Genomic DNA, 24564 nt, shown 5'->3' on the forward strand with positions numbered 1-24564 from the left:
GCATCGCGCCCAGGCTGTCTTGCTGGCGTGGTCCCAGCTTTGGAGGCTCGTCTGTCTGGTTCCGCTATTCGATCCGCCCGCTTCACTTCCCTCGTCCTCTTTGCGCTCGGTGCGCTGAACGCCTGGCCCGGTCAGGCGGCGGGTGACTACGGAGCAGTCTCCATCGGCCTCTGCGTCTGCGCGGCCGGACTGTTCGGCGAGGATCTGCTGCAGCGCGGCTATCGCCGGGACCGGGCAGTCCTCGCACACGTTGCGGCACACCCCGGAGCTGACACTCGGTACGTCGCTCGTGCTATCGAAGCCACTGAGTGCGTTGCGGCGCGAAGTCTTGACCGCCTCATAGGTGACGGTCTTCTGGTGCTTGTAACGGACGGCGCGGCCCCGGCCCTGCGCTCATACCGGCTGGCTTCCTGACTTTGGCTAGCCTGAGAAGCTGTCGGCTTCCTCCGATGCGAAGCGCAACATAGACCACGATCGCCGGTTAGCCAATCCGGCGATCGTGACGACCATTGAGGGTGTTCGCCGGCTGCGCGGCGGTGGAGCCGTAGCAGACACCATAGACGTCTCTCTAATCCCCGAGGAGGAAGAGAACGGCACCATCTGGTGGCGCCCGGATGGCCGCGGTGCACTTCGCAAAAACCACTCAGCTTAGCCAACGTGGCGTCTGCGCGCTCTGAAGGAGAGTGAGTAATCCTGTCCGTTCCGATAAAGAAGCTCCCGCCCAATGCCAAGGGGCAGGTCCGGTACCGGTTCGTGGTCGATGTAGGGATCGATCCCGTCACCGGGAAGCGCAAGCAGCTAACGCGTACGTTCGACACGCTGAAGGAAGCGAGGGCCGAGTACGCACGCATCACTAGCCGTCGCCACGAAGGGACGTTCGTACCGCCTAATAAGATCACCGTGAATGAGTGGCTTGACCAGTGGCTAGCCATGAAGGCTGAAGACCTGGAAGAAACCACTATCTACAACTACCGGATCACCCTCGACCGCACACGGGGGAAGTTGGGCCAAATCCGCCTTCAGGAACTCAGGGAAGAGGACGTGGAAGAGTGGATGCACTGGGCCCTGAAGCACGGGCGCGTACGCGGCGATAGGGCTGATACTCCGCTCGGCGTGACCAGCGTGGACATGAGCCTCGCCCGGCTGAAGGAGGCTCTTGGTCGGGCCGTGACGCGTCGGCTGGTGTACGTGAACGTGGCCGAGCACGTGACCATTCCGCGTAAGGCACGCAAGGAAGAACGGAAGAACAAGCAGGAGGTGATGCCCTGGAACGTTCAGGAGGTGCAGACGTTTGTTCACGGGATCATGGAAGAGCGGCTCTACGCTCCGCTCCTGCTGTCTCTCATGGGCCTACGCCCGGCTGAGGTCTGCGGACTTCGGTGGACAGACGTCGACCTGGAGGCCGCCAGTATCACCATTGCCAACACGCGCACGATGATGGGCAACCGGTACGTGGTGGAGAAGGACACCAAGTCGATGGCCGGCGAGCGGGCACTCCCGTTGCCCGCTCCGGTGCTGGCTGCCCTCACGTCGTTCAAGGCTCTCCAGGCCAAGGAGAAGCTGGCTCTGGGGGAGGCTTACGTAGCCTCCGGCTACGTCCTGGTGCACGAGACCGGCGTAGCGTTCACGATCAAGCAGCTCCGTCGACGCGCGTACCGGCTCATGGATCTCCTTGGTCTCCGTCGCGTTCGGGTATACGACGCTCGTGCGTCGTGCTTCACGTTCCTGGCGAACAAGGGCGTGCCGGACCACATCCTTGCGCGGTGGGCCGGACACACGAACGTGAAGACCACCAAGCGGTGGTACGTCAAGCCGGACGTGGAAGATCTTCGCGAAGCTGCCACAGCATGGGATGGCCTGCACGGGGCTCCGACCCAGCATGTGAGAGATTGTGAGATTTGAGAGCGTGCAAGGCGTGAGTGAGCTGTCCGCGCCCACCCCGCAACGCCGCTTCTCCGGGCCAAGAGACCCCGGCCCTGATCACGAGCAAGGCACCGCATCCGTACCAGCAGATCACGGTGAGCTACGGCAAGTCGGGGCACGCGATCTTCCGCGTCGTCTCCACGCTGAGGCTCTGACCTGCGCAAACCCCGCTTCGGGTACGGTCGGCGGTCACGATCCGACGGCTCTTCCTGACCCGGGTGTAAGGATCGCGTCAAAGAGTCGGTAGCGTGGCCGGGTGAGTGAGAAGACCCTGCAGCACCGGATCGACGGCCCGGACGACGCCCCCGTACTCGTACTGGGCGCCGCTCTGGGTACCACATGGCACATGTGGGACCGGCAGATCCCCGAGCTGACCCGTCACTGGCGGGTCATCCGCTTCGACCTGCCCGGACATGGCGGTTCGCCCGCGCATGCGGCGCCCTCCGTCGCGGAGCTGGCCGACCGGCTGATCGCCACCCTTGATGCCCTGGGGGTGGACCGCTTCGGTTACGCCGGCTGCAACATCGGTGGAGCCATCGGCACCCAGCTGGCGCTCACCCGGCCGCACCAGGTCACCTCACTGGCGCTGGTGTCCACCTCGCCGCGATACGGCACCGCCGATGCCTGGCGCCAGCGCGGGGTGGTCATCCGCACGAACGGGCTCGACCCGATCGCCCGGACCGCGCCCGAGCACTGGTTCACCCAGGGCTTCGCGAGTGCCCAGCCCGCGATCGTCGAGTGGGCCGTCCAGATGGTGCGGACCACCGACCCCGGCTGCTACATCGCCGCCTGTGAGGCGCTGGCCTCCTACGACGTACGGACCTCGCTCGGCCGGGTCGGGGTGCCCACGCTCGTCGTCGTCGGCTCCGAGGACCAGGTCACGCCGACCACCGACGCCCGCAGCCTGGTCGCCGGGATTCCCGACGCGAGCCTGGCGCTGGTGCCCGGCACCTCGCATCTGGTGCCTGTGGAGCAGCCGGCGGCCGTCACCGAGCTCCTCATCCGGCACTTCAGCACCGCCTGGCACGACAAGCCGGGCCCGGGCCAGGCCGCCCTCGGTGCCGCCGCGCCCAAGCCGCAGCTCGCGCCCCCGCCGCCCCCGCAGGCGCCGCCCGCCGCCATAGAGTCCGGCCTCGCACAGCCGGAGCAGGTCCGCGGGGCCACCTACGAGGCGGGCATCAAGGTCCGCCGCGAGGTGCTCGGTGACGCCCATGTCGACCGGGTCGAGGCCGCCGCCGACGAGTTCACTGGTGACTTCCACGACTTCATCACCCGTTACGCCTGGGGCGAGACCTGGACCCGGCCGGGCCTGGACCGCCGCACCCGCAGCATCATCACGCTCACCGCGCTGGTCGCCCGTGGCCACCACGACGAACTGGTCCTGCACGTCCGGGCGGCCCTGCGCAACGGCCTCACTCCCACGGAGATCAAGGAAGTGCTGCTGCACACCGCCATCTACTGCGGTGTCCCGGCCGCCAACTCGGCGTTCGCCGTCGCCCAGCGGGTGATCCGCGAGGAGACCACGCCGGAGGCGTGAGGGCGGGGCAAGATGGCCCCATGGAACTCACGAAGAAGACGCACGCCTGTGTCCGGCTGGAGAAGGACGGGCGGGCCCTCGTCATCGACCCCGGTGTCTTCAGCGAGGCGGACGCGGCCGTCGGTGCGGACGCGATCCTCGTCACCCATGAGCACATGGACCACTTCGACGAGGAGCGGCTGCGGGCCGGCATGGAGGCCAACCCGGCGGCCGAGATCTGGACGCTGGCCAGCGTCGCCGAGCAGCTGTCGGCCGCGTTCCCCGGCCGGGTGCACACGGTCGGCGAGGGGGACACCTTCACCGCGGCCGGGTTCGAGGTAGAGGTGCACGGCCAGATGCACGCCGTCATCCACCCCGACATCCCGCGCGTCACCAACGTCGGCTACCTCATCGACGGCGGCGCGGTCTTCCACCCGGGCGACGCCCTCACCGTCCCGGAGGGCCGTACGGTCGACACCCTCCTGCTGCCCGTCCACGCCCCCTGGAACAAGGTCGCCGAGGTCATCGATTACGTCCGTGCGGTCGCGCCCCGGCGGGCCATCGACATTCACGACAGCCTGCTCCAGGACCATGCCCGCCCGATCTACGACTCCATGATCGACAAGCTGGGCGGCACCGATCACGGCCGGCTCGCGCCCGGCAGCGGCACCGCACTCGGCTGACGCGCCGGACTGTCAGACCCTCGCTGTAGGTTTACAGACATGCGCATCGCGACCTGGAACGTCAATTCGATCACCGCCCGCCTCCCGAGGCTGCTGGCCTGGCTGGAGAGCTCCGGCACGGACGTGCTGTGCCTCCAGGAGACCAAGTGCACCGCCGAGCAGTTCCCGCACGACGAGCTGCGCGAGCTCGGCTATGAGGCGGCGGTCAACGCCAACGGCCGGTGGAACGGTGTCGCTGTGGTGTCCAGGGTGGGCCTCGACGACGTCGTCATGGGCCTGCCCGGCGGCCCGGACTATGAAGGGGTGCAGGAGCCGCGGGCCGTCTCGGCGACCTGTGGCCCGGCCCGGGTGTGGTCGGTGTACGTCCCCAATGGCCGCGAGGTCGGCCATGCGCATTACGCCTACAAGCTCGGCTGGTTCGAGGCGCTGAAGACCGCGGTCGCCGAGGACGCGGCGGGCCCCCGCCCGTTCGCCGTCCTCGGCGACTACAACGTCGCCCCGACAGATGAGGACGTCTGGGACCCGGCGGTGTTCGTGGACTCCACCCATGTCACGCCCGCCGAGCGTGCCGCCCTGTCGGCCCTGCGCGAGGCGGGCCTGTCGGACGTCGTCCCGCGGCCGCTCAAGTACGACCGTCCGTACACCTACTGGGACTACCGCCAGCTCTGCTTCCCCAAGAACCGCGGGATGCGCATCGACCTGGTCTACGGCAACGCCCCGTTCGCCAAGGCCGTCTCGGACGCCTATGTGGACCGCGAGGAGCGCAAGGGCAAGGGCGCCTCGGACCATGCCCCGGTCGTGGTGGATCTCGACGTCCAGGGCTGAGGGGAGGGCAGGCCCCAGGGCGTGTCCGCAGCGGACGCCCCCCGGGGCCTGCCGCCCGTCGTCCGTGCGACGGGCACCGCTGCCTCAGCGCCGTCCCGGCAGCAGCTTCCGGAGGTCCACGGACTCACCCAGCGCCTTCAGTCCCGCGTCGCCGGGGTGGAGATGGTCGCCGCTGTCGTAGGCGGGCAGCATCCGCTGGGGCCGCTGTGGATCGCGGACCACGGCGTCGAAGTCCAGGGTCGCGTCGAAGACGGTGCCGGCGTCGGCGCGGAGGAAGGCGTTGACGGCCTGGCGGCGGGCCTCCACGGCCGGGGTGCAGTCGGGGTAGCCCTCACAGGGCGCGATGGTCGCCGCCACGACCCGCAGTCCCCGCTCGTGCGCCCGCCGCGCGAGGGCCCGCAGACCGGCGATGACCTCGTCGGACGAGGTCCCCCAGCGCACATCGTTGATGCCCTCGAAGACCACCACGGTCCGCGCCGAGGGCTGCGCCAGCACATCCCGCTCCAGCCGGTGCTGGGCGCTGACCCCGCCGGTGTCGGTGCTGACCCCGTCGCCCGGATAGCGGTCGGTGACGATGCGGTTCGCCGAGATGCCGTGGTTGAGCACGCCGTAGCGGGGCAGCGTGTGCTGGGTCTGGAAGCGGTGGGCGAGTACGTCGGGCCAGCGCCGGTTGGTGCCGCTCGTCGACTTCACCCCGTCGGTGATCGAATCGCCCAGCGCCACGATCGAGCCGGGGCCGCCCTCGACGTCGACGCCCGTCAGGAACGGCCAGACGGTCATCGTCTCCGGGAAGGCCGTGCCCCCGGCGTCCGCGGTGCGGTCCCCGCTGCCCGCCGCGCTCAGATACGACAACTGGGCCGCTTCCTGGTGCACCGGCGCCGCGGTCACCGTCCCCGGCAGATGGATGCTCACCAGCAGATCGGCGCCGGCCGGCACGGTGAAGTCCACGGGATCGCTGAACACCTCGGCCCCGGCCGCGATCCGGGTCCCGGTCTGTCCCCGCCCGAAGGTCAGCGGTGTCGGTCCGCGGTCCGCCGCCGACCCCGCGCCGCGCACCGCGATGCTGGCCGCACCGATGTCCACCGGGGTGCCCGCGAAGGTGTTGGCGAGTCGTATGCGGGCCCGTGGCCCGCCCGCGCCGCTGTGCACGACCAGCCGCAGCGTACGGTCCGTCCAGGGCCCGACCGCCCGGTAGCCCGCGGTGCTCGCCGCCCAACTCCCGGTTCTGCGGCCGGTGTCGCGGACCGCCAGCGCGAACACATGGAGCGCGCCCGCCGACGCGTCCGCCGTGGGCAGCACCACCGAGGCCACCTCCCGCCCGGCTCGCAGCGGTACGGTCACCGCGTACAGCCGGGCCGGTCCGGCCGACTGCCCGTCCGGAGCGTTGAGGTGCGGCAGCGCCACGGCCTTGGTGCTCAGCGGCCCCGACCGCCAGTCGGGCGCGGTGAGTTCATAGCCGCTGCGCGAGCCGTCCCGGTAGTGCACGGTCCCGGTGCCGGCGGCCGCGCCGCCCGTCCCGGCGACCAGGAAGGTGAGCGCCTCGCCCCGGCCGCGGACCGCCACCGCCTGGCCGTCGGCCACCACGTTGTCCCGGGTGCCCGGCGCCGTCCGCGGCAGGCGCAGCCGCGTCCCGTCGAGGGTCAGTGCGCTCCCCGGCGACCAGCCGGCCGCCGCCAGGTCCTGGGCGGACAGGGAGCGGCCCGCACCGTCGAAGTCGGCCGCGCCGGGCGCGGAGTTGTCACTGACCGCCCGGTTGTCGAAGTGCCTGGCCAAGGGCAGCGGGCGGGGCGAGGGCCGGGCCGGGCCGGCCGGTGCGGCGGTGGCCGTGCCGGGGCCGGTGGCCGGGAGTGCGGTGGCGGTGAGCAGCAGTGTCAGGGCGGTGCCCCATCGTCGTACACGCATCGGTCCGTATCCCTCCGGGTGGCGCCAACGGGCGGGTGGTGCACTGCGATCCAGGCCGGTCGCCCCCCTACGGGCAGGGGCTCCTGCGGATCCAGCAGATCCGATCCGAGCGCCATGAAGTTAGGGAGACGGAGGGGGAGCGTCAAGGTGACGAACGGGGCACGATGGCGCCGCGCGCCTGTGGCCCCGGCCGCGGGTCGGGTGGGACCCTGCACACCATGAACATGTCTTTTCTGGACAAGTGGCGCAAGCGTCAGCAGGCGCACCGGTCCGTGCCGCTCGCCGAGTCGGTGCGGGCCGATCCCGAGAGCGTCGTCGAGCTGCTGTCCGAGTGCGAGCTGCTGCGGGCCCAGGCCGCCACGGCGGGCGTGGAACTGGACGACTCCGTACGCTCGTTGGAGCTGCTGGACCAGCTCCAGCCCGTATGGCGGGACGATCCCGAGGTGCTGCCCTGGCTCGGCAACGACGCCGGTCTCTACCTCGGCACGGTGCTGGTCCGCACGGTGCGCGGCGCGGTGTGGCATGTCTGGCCGGACGGGCAGCCGGTGGTCCGGCTGGCGTCCGGGCGGGAGATCGACGTGGTGGCGGCGGGCCATGAATGGGCCGACACCGGCGCACCCGAACTGTCCCAGGTCTACGCCGAGGTCTCGGAGAGCTGAGGCCGGTGTCAGGAGGCCGGCGGGCGCCCGTTCCGCGTCCGCGGGACGTTCATCGGTAACCCTGATTTATCCGCCCATCTCCGCGCATGCGTGCGTGTCAGTGGAGAAGTGCCCCATAGGCCCCGGTAGGTTGCGGGCTCTCCGCTGTACGGATGAGAGTGGGCAGGTCTGCATATGGCCGGTGAGGCGCTGATTGAACTGCGCGGGGTCAACAAGCACTACGGAGAACTCCATGTCCTGCGGGACATCGACCTCACCGTCGGCCGCGGGGAGGTGGTCGTGGTCATCGGGCCCTCCGGGTCCGGGAAGTCCACCCTGTGCCGGGCCATCAACCGCCTGGAGACCGTCGAGTCGGGCAGCATCAAGCTGGACGGCAGACCACTGCCCGAAGAAGGCCGGGCGCTCGCCCAGTTGCGGGCCGAAGTCGGCATGGTCTTCCAGTCCTTCAACCTCTTCGCCCACAAGACCGTGCTGGCCAATGTGATGCTGGCGCCGGTCAAGGTCCGGAAGAAAAAGAAGGACGAGGCCGCCCGGCACGCCCGAGAACTCCTGGACCGGGTCGGGCTCGCCTCCCAGGCCGACAAATATCCCGCTCAGCTCTCCGGCGGCCAGCAGCAGCGCGTCGCCATCGCCCGCGCCCTCGCCATGGACCCCAAGGCACTGCTCTTCGACGAGCCGACCTCCGCCCTGGACCCGGAGATGATCAACGAGGTGCTGGAAGTCATGCGCCGGCTCGCCCGGGACGGCATGACGATGGTCGTGGTCACCCATGAGATGGGCTTCGCCCGCTCCGCCGCCAACCGTGTGGTGTTCATGGACGACGGCCGCATCGTCGAGGACCGCACCCCCGAGGAATTCTTCACCGCGCCGCGCAGCGAACGGGCGAAGGACTTCCTCTCCAAGATCCTCAAGCACTGAACGGGGGCGTCGCGATGCCGCACAGTCACCTCTCGCCCCTGCGCCGCGCCCTCGTGGCGCTCGCGCTCGCCGTGCTCACGCTGGCCCTCGCGGGCTGCGGCCGGGCCGGCAGCCCGCCGGTCAAGGGCCCCACGGGCAGCGAACTGCCCCAGTACCCGGTCGCCAAAAACTTCTCCCTGCCCGAGTCCCCGACCTGGATGAAGGCCAAGCGCCGCGGCCATCTCGTCATCGGCGTCAAGGAGGACCAGCCCTACCTCGGCGAGCGGGACCCGGCCTCCGGTGTCTACGCCGGCTTCGACATCGAGATCGCCAGAATGATGTCCGCGGCCCTCGGCTTCCCGCCCCACACCATCGAGTTCAAGACGATCGCCTCCGCCAACCGCGAGACCGCCCTCCAGAACGGCCAGATCGACCTCTACGTCGGCACGTACACCATCAACGACAAGCGCAAGAAGCTGGTGGGCTTCGCCGGCCCCTACTACATGGCCGGCCAGTCGCTGCTGGTCCGCGCCGACGAGAAGGACATCAGGGGGCCGCAGGACCTGGCCGGCAAACGGGTCTGCTCGGCGGCCGGCTCGACCCCGTACCAGCGCATCCAGGCCGAGTACCCCAAGGCGATCCTGGTCGCCTACGACACCTACTCGGTGTGTGTCGACAACCTGCTCACCTACCAGGTCGACGCGGTCACCACCGACGACGCGATCCTGCTGGGCTACGCCGCCAAGGTGCCCGACGAGCTGAAGGTGGTCGGGAAGCCGTTCTCCGAGGAGCCGTACGGCATCGGCGTCCCGCGCGGCGACAACGCGCTGCGGTTCGCGCTGGACGACGCCCTCGCCGCGGCCGAGAAGAAGGGCCTCTGGCGCAAGGCGTACGACGCGACCCTCGGCCTGTCCGGAGTGCCCGCGCCCAAGCCGCCCCCGATCGACCGCTACCCCGCGACCTGAGCCGGCAAGGAACCGACCGATGAACGTTCTCCTGGACAACCTCTCCCTCTACGGGGAGGGCCTGCTGGGCACCGTCGAACTCACCGTCTACGCCTCCCTGCTCGCCCTCGTCCTCGGCTTCCTGATGGCCGCGTTCCGGGTCGCACCGGTCGGTTCGCTGCGGGCCTTCGGCACGGCTTGGGTGACGGTGCTGCGCAATACGCCGCTGACGCTGCTGTTCTTCGCCGTGGTGCTGGGGCTGCCGCGGTTCGGCCTGGTGCTGCCCTTCAAGCTGTTCGCCATCCTCGCGCTGGGCTGCTACACCTCCGCCTTCATCTGCGAGGCGGTGCGCTCCGGCATCAACACCGTGCCGGTCGGGCAGGGCGAGGCGGCCCGCAGCCTGGGGATGACGTTTCCGCAGACCCTCGGTGACATCGTCCTGCCGCAGGCGTTCCGGTCCGTCATCCCGCCCATCGGCTCCACGCTGATCGCGCTCGCCAAGAACTCCGCGATCGCCGGCGCCTTCAGCGTCGTCGAACTGCTCGGGGTCTACAAGCCGCTCAACGAGATGGGCTACAGCATCATCTGGACCTTCGTCTGGATCGCCGTCGGCTATCTGCTCGTGACCCTGACCATCAGCGCGATCTTCAACGTGCTGGAGAAGCGCTTCGGAGTCGCCCGATGACCACCGCTCTCTACGACGTCCCCGGCCCGCGGACCCGGCAGCGGCACCGGCTCTATGGCCTCGGCGGGACGCTGGTGATCCTCGCGCTGATCGCCTGGATCGTCTACCTCCTCTTCGCCACCGGCCAGTTCGTCGCGGCGAAGTGGACTCCCTTCACCTACACGGGAATTCAGGATCTGCTGCTCCGGGGCCTGGGCAACACCCTCAAGGCCTTCGGTTTCGCGGCGGTGCTGTCGCTGGCGCTCGGCGCGGTGCTCGCGACCGGCCGGCTCTCCGAGCACCGGATCGCCCGCTGGGTGTGCACTCTGCTGGTGGAGTTCTTCCGGGCGATGCCCGTGCTGGTCATGATCTTCTTCATCTATGTCGCCCTGAAGGTGGAGCCGCTGCCCGCCCTGGTCGCCGGGCTGACCCTCTACAACGGCTCGGTGCTCGCCGAGGTCTTCCGTACCGGCGTGAACTCCGTCGACCGCGGCCAGCGGGAGGCCGCCTACGCCCTGGGCATGCGCAAGACCCAGGTCATGACGCATGTCCTGGTGCCGCAGGCGGTCCGGGCGATGCTCCCGGCGATCATCAGCCAGCTGGTGGTCGCCCTGAAGGACACCTCCCTCGGCTTCCTCATCACCTACGAGGAGTTCCTGCACGCCGGCAAGCTCATCGCGTCCAACCTCGACTACGACCTGCCGTTCATCCCCGTAGTCATGATCATCTCGCCGATCTACATCGGGATGTGCATGCTGCTCTCCGGACTGGCCAACTGGGTCTCCAAACGCCAGCGGCGCAACCCCAAGGTCGAGGCGGCCGAGGTGGCCCCACCGGAGCCGGGCACCTTGCTGCCGGGGGGCCACCGGCCGCCGGCCTGAGGGGCGGGGGCGGCTGCGGTCCGCGGCGGGGGACAACAGGCGGTCCGGAACGAACCCGGCCCCGCTGCCCGTGTTCGCCGGTCCGCCCGCCCTCCCGGCAACCGGACCGGGCGGAAGCGCCGCTATGGGCGCCCCCGCCGTCGCCGGGTTCCTAGTCCCGTACCGGCACCGACACATAGGACGGGTCGTCCGCCGGGGAGGAGAACGTCAGGTGGGCGCCGGACGGGTTGTGCTCGTTGTACAGCGGGTCGACGGTGTCGACGACCACGGCGAGACGGTGGCCGGCCGGTACGTCGTAGGCCGTCGAGAACAGCTCCAGGTCCACGCCGAAGGGCTGGTTGGGGGTCTTGCCGTGGAAGGTGTACGGCGCGTGGGTGACCAGCTTGCCGAGGCCGAGCGGGCCCACGTCGTAGAGGTAGGCGATCGCGGTGCCGCTCTCGGCGGTGCTGGTCAGGGTGGTGTGCAGCCGGGTGGTGCCCCGGACCCGCTGTCCGGTGTCGTAGCGCTCGGACTGCCAGACGGCGGCGAGGGGGCGGGGCAGCAGCGGGATCGAGGCCATCGGCGGCAGCCGGAAGAACTGGTCCATCATGCTGGAGAGGAAGATCAGGCCGCCGTCGGCGCCGGAGTTCCAGTTGGTGTTGATCTGCTTGCTGTCGCCGAGCTCGATCCGACGCTGCGCGGACGGGACGTCCTTCCAGCTCTTGTAGCCTTCGTACGCGCCGGTGGAACGGGACTTGAGCTGCACCGGCGACTCCCGGTCGACGCCGTTGTCCGCGCCCTGGAGGTAGTGGTCGAACCACCGCTTGGTGTTGGTCCAGGTGTCGTTGGGCAGCCCGAACAGCCCGAGCCCTTCGGCCGTGGCGTGATCACCGGGGCGGAATTCCAGTCGCTTGGGGCCGGTCAGCTTCTCGTAGAAGTCGGCGGTCTGGTTGGGCGGGAAGATGGAATCGCCCCAGGCGTTGCCCAGCATGATGGCGGCGCCGTTGGCATTGATCCGGTCGAGATAGGTGGCGGGGGAGCGCTTGCGCCCCCACGCGATCAGATCCTCTTCCTTGTCCAGGTTCGAGGCCAGGAAGTCCTTCATGATGGTCCGCATTTCGGGGCTGGGGCGTCCGGTCAGCTCGCCCGTGCCGCCCAGGAACGCCGCGGCCTGCCGGTGCTCGGTGCGGCCGCTGTAGATCGAACCGACGAGGTCGCCCCAGCCGCTGAGCGCCGCAACCGCCTTGATCCGCTTGTCGGACGCCGACGCCAGCAGGCTGATCCCGGCGCCGTACGAGACCCCGGCCATCCCGACCCGCTGCGGATCGGCCGGGGTGTGGGCCAGCGCCCAGTCGATGACCTTCGAGGCATCCGCGATGTCCTTCGGGCCGGCCGTCTCGATCTCCCCGCCGGACTGCCAGAACCCCCGGGAGTTGTATCCGACGACCACATAGCCCGCTTCGGCCAGCTTCCTGGCCTGCGCCAGATACTCGATCTGCGGCATCGACCAGCTCGTCGGCAGCACGATGACGGGGTGGCGCCGGGTGTCGTCGGCGCCGGCCGGGGTGAAGACATTCGCCTTGAGGGTGATACCGCCGGCGCCCTCGATGTCGACGAACCGGAGGGAGGCCGAGCCGTCCGAAGTCGCCGTCGTGGGGGCGGATTCCGGGGTCGCCGGCGCGGCGGTGGCCGGTGCGCCGGTGAGGACCGTGGCGGCGAGGACGGCCGCGGAGACGGTGCCGATCGCGACGCGTGGCGTCATACGGGAGGGCGTCATCTTCTGCTCCAGATCTCGATGCGGGCGGCCGCACGCTGTCCGGGGACAGGTGGGGCGTACGGCGCGCCCGAATGTGACTGGAGAGTAAGGTCCACCCCTTACCTCTGGTAACCCGTCGGTAGGTTACGGCTGAGTAACGCCCGTGCGGGCAGGGGGAGTCGGGGTCCGCGGTAGGGGGGTGCCGGGGTCGCAGCCGGGCGGCTCACCGCCCCGGTGGTGAGAACTTCGCTACGCGGCAGCCGATTTCGGCAGGGAGTCGAGGAATTCCGCCAGGACGGCGTTGAACGCGTCCGGCCGCTCCAGATTCGGCAGATGGGCCGTCTGCTCGATGACGGCCAGGGTGGCGTCCGGGATCCGTGCGTGGAGGTCGCGGGCGTCGCTCACGGGCGTATAGGTGTCCTCGGTGCCGACCACCACCAGGGCCGGCACCGATACCCGCGTCAGGAGCTCCCGGTAGTCGGGGCGTTCGGCGCGGCCGAGCAGGGCGGCGGCCGCGCCCTCCGGTGCCGTGGCCGTCATCATCGAAAGGACATGGGCGGCGGCGTCCGGCCGGTGGGTGAGGGTGTGCGGGGACACCATCTTGGCCAGTACCTCGTGTGCGTAGCCCGTCATGCCCTCGCGGAGCAGCCGTGCCGCCATGGCCTGGCGGGCGGCCCTGCCCTCCTCGGTCTCCGCCGCGGCGAAGGTGTCGGCGAGCACCAGGCCCCGTATCCGCTCCGGGAAGAGCCGGTAGCACTCCATGACGATCTGGCCGCCCATGGACAGGCCGCCGAGAACGAAGCGGTCGATCCCGAGCCGGTCGAGCAGGGCGAGGAGGTCGCGGGCGAAGGTCTCCAGCGGGGTCTTGCCCGGGACGACCGTGCTCTGCCCGTAGCCGCGGAGATCCGGCGCGATCACCCGCCATCCGGACCGGCTGAAGTGCTCGGTCTGTGGGCGCCACATCGAACGGTCGAAGGGGTGACCGTGCACGAGCACCAGCGGTGCACCGCTGCCCTCGTCCTCGTATCCCACGGTGATCTCTTCGCACATGACCGAACCCATTGGACCGTCCATCCCCTCTGCTGCGGCTTGACGCCTCGATGCTAGAGAGGGCAATCTCTCGGTGCAATATAAAAAATGTACTCGGTGCAATGTTTTCGAGTGCCTCGCGGGAGGGGCCGATGGACGACTATCGCGCGATCGCCGATGATCTCGCCGCCGAGATCGCCGCCGGCCGGCTCCGCCCGGGAGACCGGCTGCCGCCGCTGCGCCGGTTCGCCCGGGACCGGCGGATCGCGAGCTCGACCGCGGCCCGGGTCTACGGGGAATTGAGCCGACGCGGGCTGACCGTCGGCGAGGTCGGCCGCGGGACCTTCGTCCGCAGCGCCGCGCCCGTGGCCGAGCCCGCACTGGCCGAGCCGGGGGAGGCCCGGGTCGACCTGGAGCTGAACTTTCCGGTGCTGCCCGGCCATCCCGCGCTGCTCGCCAAGAGCCTGGGCCCGCTGCTGCGTCCCGAGGCGATGGCCGCCGCGCTCCGTCCGGTGGGGGCCGTCGGCACGGCCGCCGCCCGGCAGGCCGCGGCCGCCCACCTCGCCCGTGGTGACTGGGCCCCCGAGCCCCGGCAGCTGCTCTTCGCGGGCAACGGCCGGCAGGCGCTCGCCGCGGCGATCGCCGCGCTGGTCCCGGCCGGTGAGCGGCTCGGCGTCGAATCGCTCACCTACCCCGTGGTGAAGGGCATTGCGGCCCGCCTCGGCGTCACCCTCGTCCCCCTCGCCATGGACGAGCACGGCCTGACCCCCGAGGCGCTGCGCGGCGCCCCTCCGCTGCGCGCCGTCTACCTCCAGCCCGCCCTCCACAACCCGCTGGGCCACACCATGCCCGTCCAGCGGCGCGCGGAACTCGCCGCGGTCCTGCAGGAGTTGGACCTGCACGCCATCGAGGACGCGATCTACGGATTCCTCCGCAACGACCTGTCCCCGCTCGCCGCCCGCGCGCCGGAGCGCACCGTGGTCATCGACAGCCTGTCCAAACGCCTCGCGCCCGGACTCTCGCTGGGCTTCCTGACCGTGCCCGAAGGCACCGCACAGGACTTCGCGACGGCCCTCCGAACGGGGACCTGGACCGCCTCCCGCTTCGCGCTCGACGCGGCCACCCGCTGGATGGCCGACGGCACCGCGGCGGCCGCCGAGGAGGAGAAGCGCGGCGATGCCGCGGCCCGTCAGCGGATCGCCGCCGAACGGCTCGCCGGCTTCCGGGTCCGGGCCGATCCGCAGGCGTATCACTGCTGGTGGGAACTGCCGGACCCGTGGCGGGCCGACACCTTCGTCGCCGCCGCCGCGCGCCGCGGGATCGCCGTCACCCCGTCCGGAGCCTTCGCCATCGGCTCGGGCCACGCACCCAACGCCGTACGTCTGGCGCTTGCCTCGCCGCCCGTCGACGTCCTGGCCGAGGCGCTCGGCGTCCTGGCCGGGCTGGCGCAGGGGGCACCGGAGGACACCGGGGCGGAGTGAGCGGCGCGCCGGGCCGGGCGGCCAGGGCCTGATCCAAACGACAGGCCCTGGATACCACTCCTCAGGTGCCGCTCATCAGGTGTCCGAGACCGGTGCGCAGTTCCGCCGTGTTCATCACCGGCTGGAGCGAGACCTTCGCGTGCAGATCCATGAAGAAGGATTCCAGGAGCGTCGGCATCTGCGACGACTCCTTCATGTCGAAGTAGAAGTAGGCGGTGCGCTCACCGCCGTCGAGGGTGAAGTAGGCCGCCTCCGGCTGGAGGGCGGCGATGGCGGTCTCCATGATCTTCGGCAGACTGCCGTTCTGGATGACTTCGTTGCCGGTCTCGGTCGGTATCCGGGCCGTCAGGACCATCCTCATCGGGCTCACTCCTCGCGTGGAGGGCGTGGGGCGGGTGGCGCGCGGCGGCGAACCGGGAGCCCGGGTGCTCGGCGCGTTCGCGGGTGGCTCCGGTGCACCGCTGGTGTGTCTGTCCCTGTGTTTTCAGGATCTCACGGCCCGGGCGCCGCGGCCGGGCTCCGGCGGCCGGGGTGCGGGGGCGGTCAGGAGCCGGTCAGCAGATGCTCGGGGCGCCCGCTGGGCGGCACCTCCTCGGCCGGCGGCACCGGGCCCGGCGGGGTGCCGTCGCCGAACGGCCGGCCGCCCAACTCCTCGCGGTGGTGCGGGGTCAGCCAGCCGGAGAGGTCCGGACCGGCCGGGACGATGCCGGTCGGATTGATGCCGGTGTGTACCCGGTAGTAGTGGTGCTTGATGTGATGGAAGTCGACGGTGTCGCCAAAGCCGGGCGTCTGGAAGAGGTCCTTGGCGTAGGCCCACAGCACCGGGTCCTCGGCCAGCTTGAAGCGGTTGCACTTGAAGTGCCCGTGGTAGACGGCGTCGAAGCGGACCAGCGTGGTGAACAGCCGGATGTCGGCCTCGGTGAGGGTGTCGCCGACGAGGTAGCGGCGGTCGAGGAGGCGCTCGGACAGCAGGTCCAGGCGCCGGAACAGATCGCGGAACGCGGCGTCGTACTCGCTCTGCCCGGTGGCGAAACCCGCCCGGTACACCCCGTTGTTGACATCCCGGTAGACGCCCGCCATGACGATATCGATCTCCTCGCGCAGCGGCTCCGGATACAGATCGGGGGCGCCGGGCCGGTGCAGCGCCGTCCACTCCGTCGCGAAGTCCAGGGTGATCTGCTGGAAGTCGTTGGTGACGAGCTGCCTGCTGGGTACGTCGACGATGGCGGGGACGCTGACTCCGCCGGGGTAGTCCGTCTCGCGGGCGTTGTAGGCCTCGCTGAGGAAGCGGATGCCGAGGACGGGGTCGCGGCCGCCGGGGTCCAGGGTGAAGCGCCAGCTGCGGTCGTCCTGGATCGGGTCGGTGATGGCGAGGGAGATGGCGTCCTCCAGGCCGAGCAGCCGCCGGGAGATGACGGCGCGGCTCGCCCAGGGGCAGGCGCGGCTGGCCACCAGCCGGTAGCGGCCGGCCTCGGCCGGCCAGCCGTCGCGGCCGTCCGCCGTGATGCGGTCCGCGAAGTGGCTCTTGGAGCGCTTGAAGGGCTTCCTGCCGTACGCGACGTTGCCTTCGGTGGGGGCGTCCGAGGTGCCGTCCGTGGTGCCGCCGTTGTTGCCGGCGTCGGGGTGGGGCATCGCCGACTCCTTCCGTCTGCGGTGTGCTCCGGGTGCTCAGGGCGAGCCTTCCCGGCCGGGGGCGGGTATCCCCCCGCGTCAGCCGCCCGGCGCACCCGGCGCACCCGGCGCACCCGGCTTCGCGCCGCGGCCGGGCGACCGGGCGGCCCGGCTCAGCCGAGGTGGGTGAGGTCGGGCCGCAGCCGGTGCCAGATCGGATGCCGCAGCCGGCCGGCCGAGGTCCAGCCGGTGAGCGTGATCTCGGCGACGAGCCGGGGCTCGGCCCAGTGCGCCCCCGCCACGTCCACCGCGTTGAGGAACGGGGACCGGTCCAGCGGGATCACCCCCAGATACCGCGCCAGCTCATGGCGCTCCCGGTCGGACAGCCCCGAGCCCACCGAGCCGACGTAGCGCAGCCCCGCGGGTTCCGGCACGCCCGCCAGCACGGAACCGGGCAGTCCGGACAGCCCGCCATGGCCTTCCGTCCAGCCCCCGATGATCACGTCGAGGGTCAGCAGATGTTTCGTCTTGCGCCACTCGGGTGACCGCACACCCGGCAGATACGCCGAGCTCAGCCGCTTCGCCACCACCCCTTCCAGACCGGCCTGCAGCGAGGCCTCCCACGCCTGTTGCCCATGGCCCTCCACATAGCCGGGCGCCGACCAGTTCTTGCCCCGGAGCCCCAGCCCGGCCAGCAGGGACCGGCGCTCGTAATACGGCGAGCCGAGCAGTGAGCCGCCCAGATACATCAGATCGAAGAGGACGAGGTGTACGGGGTGCTCCATGGCCAGCCGGGCCGTGCGGCGCGGGTTCACCACGCCCATCCGGCGCTGAAGCAGCCCGAAGTCCGGCCGGCCGCGCGCGTCCAGCACCACCACCTCGCCGTCGAGCACCGCCGGCCGGCCACGCAGCTGCTCACCCAGCGGCGCCAGCTCTGGGTAGGTGCCGGTGGCGTCGTTGCCGGCCCGGGTGACCAGCCGGACGGTGCCGTCGCCGGAGGTGTTGACGATGCAGCGCGCACCGTCCCATTTGGCCTCGAAGGCCCAGGCCGCCTCCTCGTGCTCGGCAGGCAGCGGGCCGACCGTGGCCAGCATCGGCCGGATCACGGGGTACGAGGCCGAGCCACGCTCGGCGGACGGGGCCATGGTTCGATCATCGGGCGAGACGGGGACGGCCGCAGATCGGCGGGCCGCCGGGCCGGGCGGCCACGCCCCGGGAGCTCAGGTGCCGCCGCCCGGCCGGGTCCCGCTCCGCGCGGCGCCCCCACGCGGCGGCCCCGGCGCGGCAAGCTGCTCCTCGCCCTCCGTACGGACATGCGGCAGGATCCGGTCCAGCCACCGGGGCGTCCACCAGGCCGCCGGGCCCAGCAGCGTCATCACCGCGGGGACCAGCAGCAGTCGGACCACGGTGGCGTCGATCAGGACGCTCACGGCCAGCCCGAGGCCCAGCATCTTCACCACGATGTTGTCGCTGATGATGAACGCGGCGAACACGCTCACCATGATCAGCGCGGCGCAGGTGATCACCCGGGCGGTGATCTCCAGCGCGTGCGCCACGCTCGCCTTCGCGTCAGCCGTGCGCAGCCACGCCTCGTGCACCCGCGACAGCAGGAAGATCTCGTAGTCCATGCTCAGCCCGAAGACGATCGCGAACATCATCATCGGGACATAGCTCTCGATCGGCACCGTCCCCGAGACCCCGAGCGCCGGCCCGCCCCAGCCCCACTGGAAGACCGCCACCACCACCCCGTACGAGGCGGCGATCGACAGCACGTTGAGCACCGCCGCCTTCACCGCGACCAGCACGCCACGGAAGACGGTCAGGATGATGAGGAAGGCGAGCGCGACGACCACGGCGATGATCAGCGGCAGCCGGCCGGCGACGATGTCCAGGAAGTCCACCTGGCCGGCGGTCGTGCCCGTCACATAGCCGTGCGCGTCGGTCCCCTTCACGGCCGCCGGCAGCAGATCGTGCTTGAGGCGGTTGACCAGATCCGTGGTGTCCGCGTTCTGCGGGGACTGGGTGGAGTACGCGGTGCCGGTCAGCACCGCGCCGTCCGGGGTGGCCTTCAGCGGCGTGATGAAGGCCGCGCCCGGGACATCCGTGAGCACCGTCTGGGCCTGCTTCGCCAGCATCGGGCGGTCCGCCTGCGGGACCCCGGATTCGTCGATGACGAGGGTCAGCGGGCCGTTGGAGCCGGGGCCGAACGCCGAGGACATCAGATCGAAGGCGCGCCGGTCGGTGAACGACTTCGGGTCCGCGCCGTCGCCGATGTGCCCGAGCTGCATCGAGAAGACCGGAATGGCCAGCACGACCACGATGAAGACCCCGCCCGCCAGATACCACCACGGGCGGCGCTCCACCCGCTGCGCGTACCGGTGCCAGCTGCCCTGGGCCTGCTCGCCCGGTCCGGCGTCCGTCTCGGCGATCGGGCGGCGCACCCGCAGCCGGTCGATCCGGCGGCCGATCAGCCCGAGCAGCGCCGGGACGAGGGTGAGCGCGCCGAGCACCGCCGAGACCACGGTGATGGCGGCCGCCACGCCCAGTTTGCCGATGAAGGAGACGCCCGAGACCCACAGCCCCATCAGCGCGATGATGACCGTGCAGCCGGACACCAGCACCGCCCGGCCGCTGGTGGCCACGGCCCGGCCCGCGCCGGTGACCGGGTCCGCCCCGTCCATCAGGTTCTGCCGGTGCCGGGTGATCAGAAAGAGCGCGTAGTCGATGCCGACGCCGAGGCCGATCATCGTGGCCAGGGTGGGGGAGACGGTGGCGAAGACGAAGACGGCGGCGATCAGCCCCAGACAGGCCAGCCCGCAGAGAACACCGATCAGTGCGGTCAGCAGCGGCACCCCGGCCGCCAGGACACTCCCGAAGCCGATCAGCAGTACCAGGATCGCCACCCCGAAGCCGATCACCTCGCTGGTCCGGTCGTCGGGCTCCGGCCGGGCCAGCTCACCCAGCGGCCCGCCGTACTCCACCTCCACGCCCGCGGACCGCAGCGGCCGCACGGCCGCGTCGACCCCGTCCAGATAGTCCGGCTTCAGGGTGGACGGCTGCACGCTGAACCGCATCGTGATGTACGCCGTCCGGCCGTCGGTGGAGAGCGGGCCGACGTTCGGCGTCCCGGGCGGCGGCTTGGCGGGCGGTGCGCCGGGCGGCGGCAGCGGGTTCTGCGCGGACAGCACGTCCGGCAGCTTGCCGAGCGCGGTGACGGCGCTGTCGATATCGCCGCGGAAGTCCGTCAGCGGCTTGGCCGCGTCGTGCAGCACCACCTGGCTGCTGTAGCCCCCGGCCTTCGGCTCGTGTTTCTGGAGCACCTCACGGCCCTGCGCCGACTGGACGCCGGGCAGCGCGAAGTCGTCGGAGTACTCCCCGCCGTACGCACGCTGGAGAACTTGCAGCCCGGCCAGGGCGACCAGCCACAGCACGAGGACGACGACGCAGTGCCGGGCACACCACTCGCCGATCCGGCGCAGCGCCCCGTTGTCGCCGGACGCGCCGGGCGCGGTCGCCCCGCTCGGTTTCCTCGGCAACGACATAGGTGCTCCCGATGCGGGCCGGCGCTCCTGGCACATACGGACAAGCAGCAGTCAACGCCGGTTCCGCCGCCGTGGCATGCCCACGGGGGGATACGGGTGTCGGCCGAACGGGTGCGCCCCGGCGTCAAGCGCCCGCGGGGGAGGCGTCGTTGTGGAACACCAGCAGATAGCGCCAGAAGAGCAGCCGCCGGATCCGGCACCCGGGAAGCAGTGTGGCGGCCTCCCGGCGGATGCGGGGCAGCGGCATGCCCGGCGGCGCGACGGGCGGCTTCGGCGGCGTGGTGGCGGCCGGCCGGAGCCGTTCCGAGGCGGCGACGGCGAGCCGGACCACCGCGTTCACCGGCGACGCGGCCAGGCCCCAGCACCAGTCGGCCGGCGAGGTCTCGGCATAGCAGCCCAGGATGACCAGCACACCGCCCGGAGCGAGGGCCCGGCGCAGTGCGGTGACCGTGTCGAAGGGCATGTGGTGCAGGCTCGCCAGGCAGGAGATGAACCCGTAGTGCCGGTCGGGCAGTTTCAGCTGGGCGATGTCCGCGTGCTCATAACGGGGCGGCCCGCCACCGTCCGCAGCGTTCCCGGCTGCGGCCCGGGCCTGCGCGAGGACTTCGGCCGAGGGATCGACGGCATGGACATCGATCCCCAGCCCGGCCAGCCGCCGCGCGAACCGGCCGGTCCCGCACCCGACGTCGAGCGCGGTGCGGCAGTCCCGCGGCAGCTGCCGTAACAGCAGACGGTGGTAGTGGTCGTTGTGGTCGAAAGGCATCCACCGACCCTAGGGCCGGGCCGGGATCAGCCGCCCCGCCGGGATGATCCGCTCACGTGGCGCCGTGCTCGCCGCCGTCACCTGGTCAGCGTCACGACTTTCGAGGTTCCGAGCACCCGCCCGTGCGCGTCAAGCGCCCTGACCTGGAAGTACGGGCCCCGGTTCGCGGTCGCGAGGGCGGTCTCGAAGCCGGTGCGGGGGACGCGTCCGCGGACGACCCACAGGGAGTGGGGGCGGGGGCCGGCGAGCAGTTGCCACCCTCTGGTCTCCGTGGATCCGTTCCACGAGGCGTAGACGACGCTGCGTCCTCGCGCGATCCGTGCCGCCGCACTCGGCGGGTAGTACGGGCGGCCGACCCATCGGTTGCGGAAGGCACGGTACGAGATGTCGGAGCCCGGCATCTTCGCGTCGTAGAGCAGGTTCTGCAAACCGTTGTTCTGGGAGTTTCCCGGATATGCGTACTCCGAGTAGTAGGAATTCTGGCCCCACCCGATGAACTGGTTCCCGTTGGGCAGGGCCTGGGTGTTCCCCTGGGAGGCGGAGTACAGGGACGGGTCGTGGTAGTAGGTCTTGTGGACGGTCGCACGGCGGCGCGCGAAGTTGAGGTTGAGGATCAGGCCGTGTGACTGCTGCTCGGGTGTGCCGTCCGGCTGGCTACAGCAGCCGTCGTCGAACATGCTGATCCGGCCTTCCGGCCGGAACCTGACGTCGTGCTGCCAGAAGAAGTCCGCGTTCGGGCCGAAGGTGAAGTCGCTCTTCTTTCCGCCGAGTTGCCAGCGGATCCGGCCGGTCCTTCTGGAGATGTCATAGGCCGCCCACATGTTGCGTGCCGAGATCAGCAGCTCACCATGGGGTCCCTCGTCGATCGAGTTCAGGTGATAGGCGTCCCACACCCCTCCGGATGACGACGCATCGGAGGCGGGCACCTCGGACTCGGCCGGATTGACGTGTTGGAGAATGTCCCACGAGAAGACGAGTTTCCCCGTGGCGAGGTCGACTTCCTGCACTTCGCTGTCCAGGATGGCGCCGTCCTCCGGACCGCCGTAGGGGCTGAGGTCCATGGGGACCGGCTTGGTCGCGATGAACAGCGCGGTTCCTCTGCGGGTCAGGAGGAATTCGTGCTCGTCGGGATGGAAGCCGTGACGGGCGAAAACCGTTCTGACCAGGCGGTAGTGGCTGTCGTAGATGTAGTAGCACCCGCCCGGTTCGGGGGCGCCGCCCGGCAGGTTCGTATATGCGGGCGGGATCGCGATGGACCCCTGCCACCAGGTCAGCACGGGCTTTGCCGTGCCGTTCCGGGGGTTGTGATAGGTCTGCACCTTGAAGTCGGCGTTCTGAAGGCTCGTCGAGGGCAGCGGCCGGAACCAGACCGGCGCACCGGAGTTGTCGGAAATCAGCGCTCCGGTCTGGCCGATCATCGGGCTGCTGATGGTGTACGGGCCGGTGAAGATTTTCCCGGGTGCCGTTCCCGGGCGCTGTGCGGTCACGCTGACCCGCATGGGGTGAAGCCGTGGCGCGGAGACGAAGCTCCACACGCCGCTGCCCGAAGTGACCAGCTCCGGCGCAGCGGGACTCCCCGACGGAGGCGCCGGCCTGGTCGCACACAAGCGGGGCCTTGGTTGCGAACTCGCCTCGGCGGGCACCACACAGCTGGCGAAGGCCAACCCCGCGGCCAGTGAGCAGGTCCCTGGGATACGGCTCATCCGCCTGGCCCTGAGAGCCCACGGCTTTCCCTCTGCCATCATTTCTCCGTCGCGATGTGTCAGATTCCTGAGCCGCCCGGGAATGTCCGTCACCAAGACCAAAGCCGGGAGACCTGCGTGTGCCGGTGACGTTAAGCGCTACGGTCGGCCGCCGCCTGCTGGAGACGCCGTCCGGTGGATCGGCCCGACCGGCGAGGGCAGAGCAGCGACTGACGCGATGTCATCACCCGCCCCAGCCGACTGTTTTCGGATATCCCCTTGATGGCGGTGGCATACGTGGTCACGCCGCCCCAACGGACCGTCAGATCGGCGCTGAGCAGGCGCGACCGACCCGCAGCGCCTAGCGTCACGGAGCACGGCTCCCGGCATTGAGCATTCCTGGATATCTGCCGGGGAAGGACGACAGGAAGAAGGCACAGGTGCGGTCATCAGCAATGAGCGAAGCCGCCGTGGGACGCATCAAGCGGTCGGGCAAAGCGGCGGCTGCTCTGCTGCTGGCGATGGTCCTCACCGGGTGCGGGTTCGGCGCACCCTCGGGAGAATCCGACGGCTCCGGGGAAAGTGCGGGCAACGGCGATGTGGTGGGCACTCCCACACCGCTGCGCAACGTGCCCCGCGAACTGTCTACCCTGGCCGACGGGAAACTGGTCGTCTACCGCATGCCGGGCATTCAAGGAAAACGGATCAATGCGACCGCCATGCTGTTCACTCCCAGAAAATCTCCGCCGGCCGGTGGCTGGCCGCTCTTCGTATGGGGTCACGGCACCGTCGGATGGGCCCCGGAGTGCGCACCGAGCGTCCAGCTCCAGGAACACAAGAAATGGGCTGACGGGCCCAACGCCGCGTTGTTGGCGGCCGTCCTGAAGATGGGTATGGCCGTCGTGGCGCCGGACTACGAGGGATTGGGCCCGGCGGCCGCCGGCATTCCGACCGGGCACGGCTATTACGATCTTTCGAGCGAGGGCAAGTCCATGATCTTCGCCGCCGTTGCCGCGAAACGGTATCTCGGCGGAAAGGCGTCCGGGGAATGGGTGCCGGCGGGTTGGTCCGAAGGCGGATTCGCTGCGCTCGCCGCCGCATACTACTCCCGGCTGTCCAAGAAGGCGGAGCCCGCTCTGGACTACCGGGGCACGATTTCCCTCGCCCCCGTCCCGGACGTCCCCGCCATGAACAAGCTCCTGTGGCGGGACATCGCCAACGCCTCCAAACCCGGGACGACGCCCACCGAGCGTCAGATCGACCAGCTGGTCTTCGCCAACGCGGAAACCATCTATTTCACGAAAACCCAACGCTATGCGGGTTATCGGGTCTCCCCCGAAAGGATCTACGGCCAGCACATGCTGAAATTCTATCGGCAGAACTGGCGGACGTGCCTGGACGATCTGAATGCAATGGTCAAGGGTGACATCAAAAGCTACCTGAATTCCTCGCCTTCCCACCGCTTGGACTCATATCCGGGAATCCGCGGAAACGGTCCGAACCTGCTGCCGGAGAACAGGCGATTCTTCGAACGGAACCAAGGAAGGCTGGAGAACTCGACACTGCCGGGGTCGGTCCTCTGGCTCTATGGGACCGATGACATCACCAGCCCGGGCTCCGTCACTTACCGCATCGTCAACAAGATGCTGGCCAACGCCAACAACATCAACCTCGCCGTTTTCGAGGGGGCCGGCCACTATGACGTGCCCACGGTCGGCCTGCCGCTGATTCAGGCACGCCTGAGGCAGCTCTTTCCACTGAAGCCCTGAGCACTCCGTAGGCGCCTTCGCCGTCCTCGCCCGGCCGTTCCTGCTTCCCGTACGGCTC

Annotated in this window: 21 protein-coding genes; 12 read left to right on the forward strand and 9 right to left on the reverse strand. The window is 70.1% G+C overall.

What is annotated here, in order from left to right; genetic code table 11:
- Positions 1-705: 705 nt before the first annotated feature.
- From AC3EUV_RS01070 to AC3EUV_RS01090, 5 genes are all read left to right on the forward strand, one after another.
- Positions 706-1902 (forward strand): site-specific integrase, encoded by a 1197-nt coding sequence (locus AC3EUV_RS01070; protein WP_488187838.1) that lies wholly within the window; start codon positions 706-708, stop codon positions 1900-1902.
- Positions 1903-1919: 17 nt separating this feature from the next.
- Positions 1920-2078, forward strand: a complete 159-nt coding sequence (locus AC3EUV_RS01075) for a hypothetical protein (protein ID WP_432141151.1) — start codon at positions 1920-1922, stop codon at positions 2076-2078.
- 101 nt (positions 2079-2179) lie between these two features.
- A complete protein-coding gene (gene pcaDC, locus AC3EUV_RS01080) occupies positions 2180-3460 on the forward strand; it encodes a bifunctional 3-oxoadipate enol-lactonase/4-carboxymuconolactone decarboxylase PcaDC (protein WP_432141152.1) in 1281 nt (426 codons plus the stop codon).
- A 20-nt stretch (positions 3461-3480) separates the two neighbouring features.
- On the forward strand, positions 3481-4122 hold the full coding sequence (locus AC3EUV_RS01085; protein ID WP_432141153.1) for an MBL fold metallo-hydrolase: 642 nt from the start codon (positions 3481-3483) through the stop codon (positions 4120-4122).
- 39 nt (positions 4123-4161) lie between these two features.
- Positions 4162-4947, forward strand: coding sequence for an exodeoxyribonuclease III (locus AC3EUV_RS01090; protein ID WP_435601897.1), 786 nt, complete (start codon positions 4162-4164; stop codon positions 4945-4947).
- Between the two features lie 84 nt (positions 4948-5031).
- On the opposite strand, the gene AC3EUV_RS01095 is transcribed toward AC3EUV_RS01090, so the two are convergent.
- Positions 5032-6849: an SGNH/GDSL hydrolase family protein gene (locus AC3EUV_RS01095; protein WP_435601898.1), complete on the reverse strand. Its 1818-nt coding sequence runs from the start codon at positions 6847-6849 to the stop codon at positions 5032-5034.
- A 218-nt stretch (positions 6850-7067) separates the two neighbouring features.
- On the opposite strand from AC3EUV_RS01095, the gene AC3EUV_RS01100 reads away from it, so the two are divergent.
- The 5 genes from AC3EUV_RS01100 to AC3EUV_RS01120 all read left to right on the forward strand — a co-directional run bounded on the left by AC3EUV_RS01100 (position 7068) and on the right by AC3EUV_RS01120 (position 10894).
- Positions 7068-7508 carry a DUF6278 family protein gene (locus AC3EUV_RS01100; protein ID WP_432141156.1) on the forward strand — a complete coding sequence of 147 codons (441 nt, stop codon included), beginning with the start codon at positions 7068-7070 and terminating at the stop codon, positions 7506-7508.
- Between the two features lie 174 nt (positions 7509-7682).
- Positions 7683-8426 (forward strand): amino acid ABC transporter ATP-binding protein, encoded by a 744-nt coding sequence (locus AC3EUV_RS01105; RefSeq protein ID WP_432141157.1) that lies wholly within the window; start codon positions 7683-7685, stop codon positions 8424-8426.
- 14 nt (positions 8427-8440) lie between these two features.
- Complete coding sequence (locus tag AC3EUV_RS01110) at positions 8441-9370, forward strand: glutamate ABC transporter substrate-binding protein (protein WP_432141158.1); 930 nt, start codon at positions 8441-8443, stop codon at positions 9368-9370.
- A 19-nt stretch (positions 9371-9389) separates the two neighbouring features.
- Entirely contained in the window at positions 9390-10034 is a 645-nt protein-coding gene (locus AC3EUV_RS01115) for an amino acid ABC transporter permease (RefSeq protein ID WP_190145179.1), read from the forward strand.
- Positions 10031-10894: an amino acid ABC transporter permease gene (locus tag AC3EUV_RS01120; protein ID WP_432141159.1), complete on the forward strand. Its 864-nt coding sequence runs from the start codon at positions 10031-10033 to the stop codon at positions 10892-10894. Before AC3EUV_RS01115 ends, AC3EUV_RS01120 begins: the two co-directional genes overlap by 4 nt.
- A 151-nt stretch (positions 10895-11045) precedes the next feature.
- Here the strand turns inward: AC3EUV_RS01120 and AC3EUV_RS01125 are convergent, their stop codons facing one another.
- Together AC3EUV_RS01125 and AC3EUV_RS01130 are read right to left on the reverse strand one after the other, a co-directional pair.
- Positions 11046-12650: an alpha/beta fold hydrolase gene (locus tag AC3EUV_RS01125; protein ID WP_435601899.1), complete on the reverse strand. Its 1605-nt coding sequence runs from the start codon at positions 12648-12650 to the stop codon at positions 11046-11048.
- Between the two features lie 228 nt (positions 12651-12878).
- A complete protein-coding gene (locus tag AC3EUV_RS01130) occupies positions 12879-13691 on the reverse strand; it encodes an alpha/beta fold hydrolase (protein ID WP_432141161.1) in 813 nt (270 codons plus the stop codon).
- Positions 13692-13810: 119 nt separating this feature from the next.
- Here AC3EUV_RS01130 and AC3EUV_RS01135 point away from each other — a divergent pair, with 119 nt between their 5' ends.
- The gene (locus tag AC3EUV_RS01135; RefSeq protein ID WP_435601900.1) at positions 13811-15139 is read left to right on the forward strand and encodes an aminotransferase-like domain-containing protein; all 1329 of its coding nucleotides are present in this window, start codon (positions 13811-13813) and stop codon (positions 15137-15139) included.
- Positions 15140-15200: 61 nt separating this feature from the next.
- Here AC3EUV_RS01135 and AC3EUV_RS01140 read toward each other — a convergent pair whose 3' ends face one another.
- The 6 genes from AC3EUV_RS01140 to AC3EUV_RS01165 all read right to left on the reverse strand — a co-directional run bounded on the left by AC3EUV_RS01140 (position 15201) and on the right by AC3EUV_RS01165 (position 22542).
- On the reverse strand, positions 15201-15500 hold the full coding sequence (locus AC3EUV_RS01140; protein ID WP_432141163.1) for a hypothetical protein: 300 nt from the start codon (positions 15498-15500) through the stop codon (positions 15201-15203).
- Between the two features lie 182 nt (positions 15501-15682).
- Entirely contained in the window at positions 15683-16771 is a 1089-nt protein-coding gene (locus tag AC3EUV_RS01145) for a glutathione S-transferase family protein (protein WP_435601901.1), read from the reverse strand.
- Positions 16772-16923: 152 nt separating this feature from the next.
- Complete coding sequence (gene ligD / locus AC3EUV_RS01150; protein WP_435601902.1) at positions 16924-17895, reverse strand: non-homologous end-joining DNA ligase; 972 nt, start codon at positions 17893-17895, stop codon at positions 16924-16926.
- A 75-nt stretch (positions 17896-17970) separates the two neighbouring features.
- Positions 17971-20292 (reverse strand): MMPL family transporter, encoded by a 2322-nt coding sequence (locus tag AC3EUV_RS01155; RefSeq protein WP_432141166.1) that lies wholly within the window; start codon positions 20290-20292, stop codon positions 17971-17973.
- Between the two features lie 124 nt (positions 20293-20416).
- Complete coding sequence (locus AC3EUV_RS01160) at positions 20417-21055, reverse strand: class I SAM-dependent methyltransferase (protein ID WP_432141167.1); 639 nt, start codon at positions 21053-21055, stop codon at positions 20417-20419.
- Positions 21056-21132: 77 nt separating this feature from the next.
- Positions 21133-22542 (reverse strand): arylsulfotransferase family protein, encoded by a 1410-nt coding sequence (locus AC3EUV_RS01165; protein ID WP_432141168.1) that lies wholly within the window; start codon positions 22540-22542, stop codon positions 21133-21135.
- Between the two features lie 650 nt (positions 22543-23192).
- Between AC3EUV_RS01165 and AC3EUV_RS01170 the strand changes: the two genes are divergently transcribed.
- Entirely contained in the window at positions 23193-24506 is a 1314-nt protein-coding gene (locus AC3EUV_RS01170; protein ID WP_435601903.1) for an alpha/beta hydrolase family protein, read from the forward strand.
- Positions 24507-24564 lie beyond the last annotated feature (58 nt).

The sequence above is a fragment of the Streptomyces sp. bgisy130 genome, assembly GCF_057708345.1.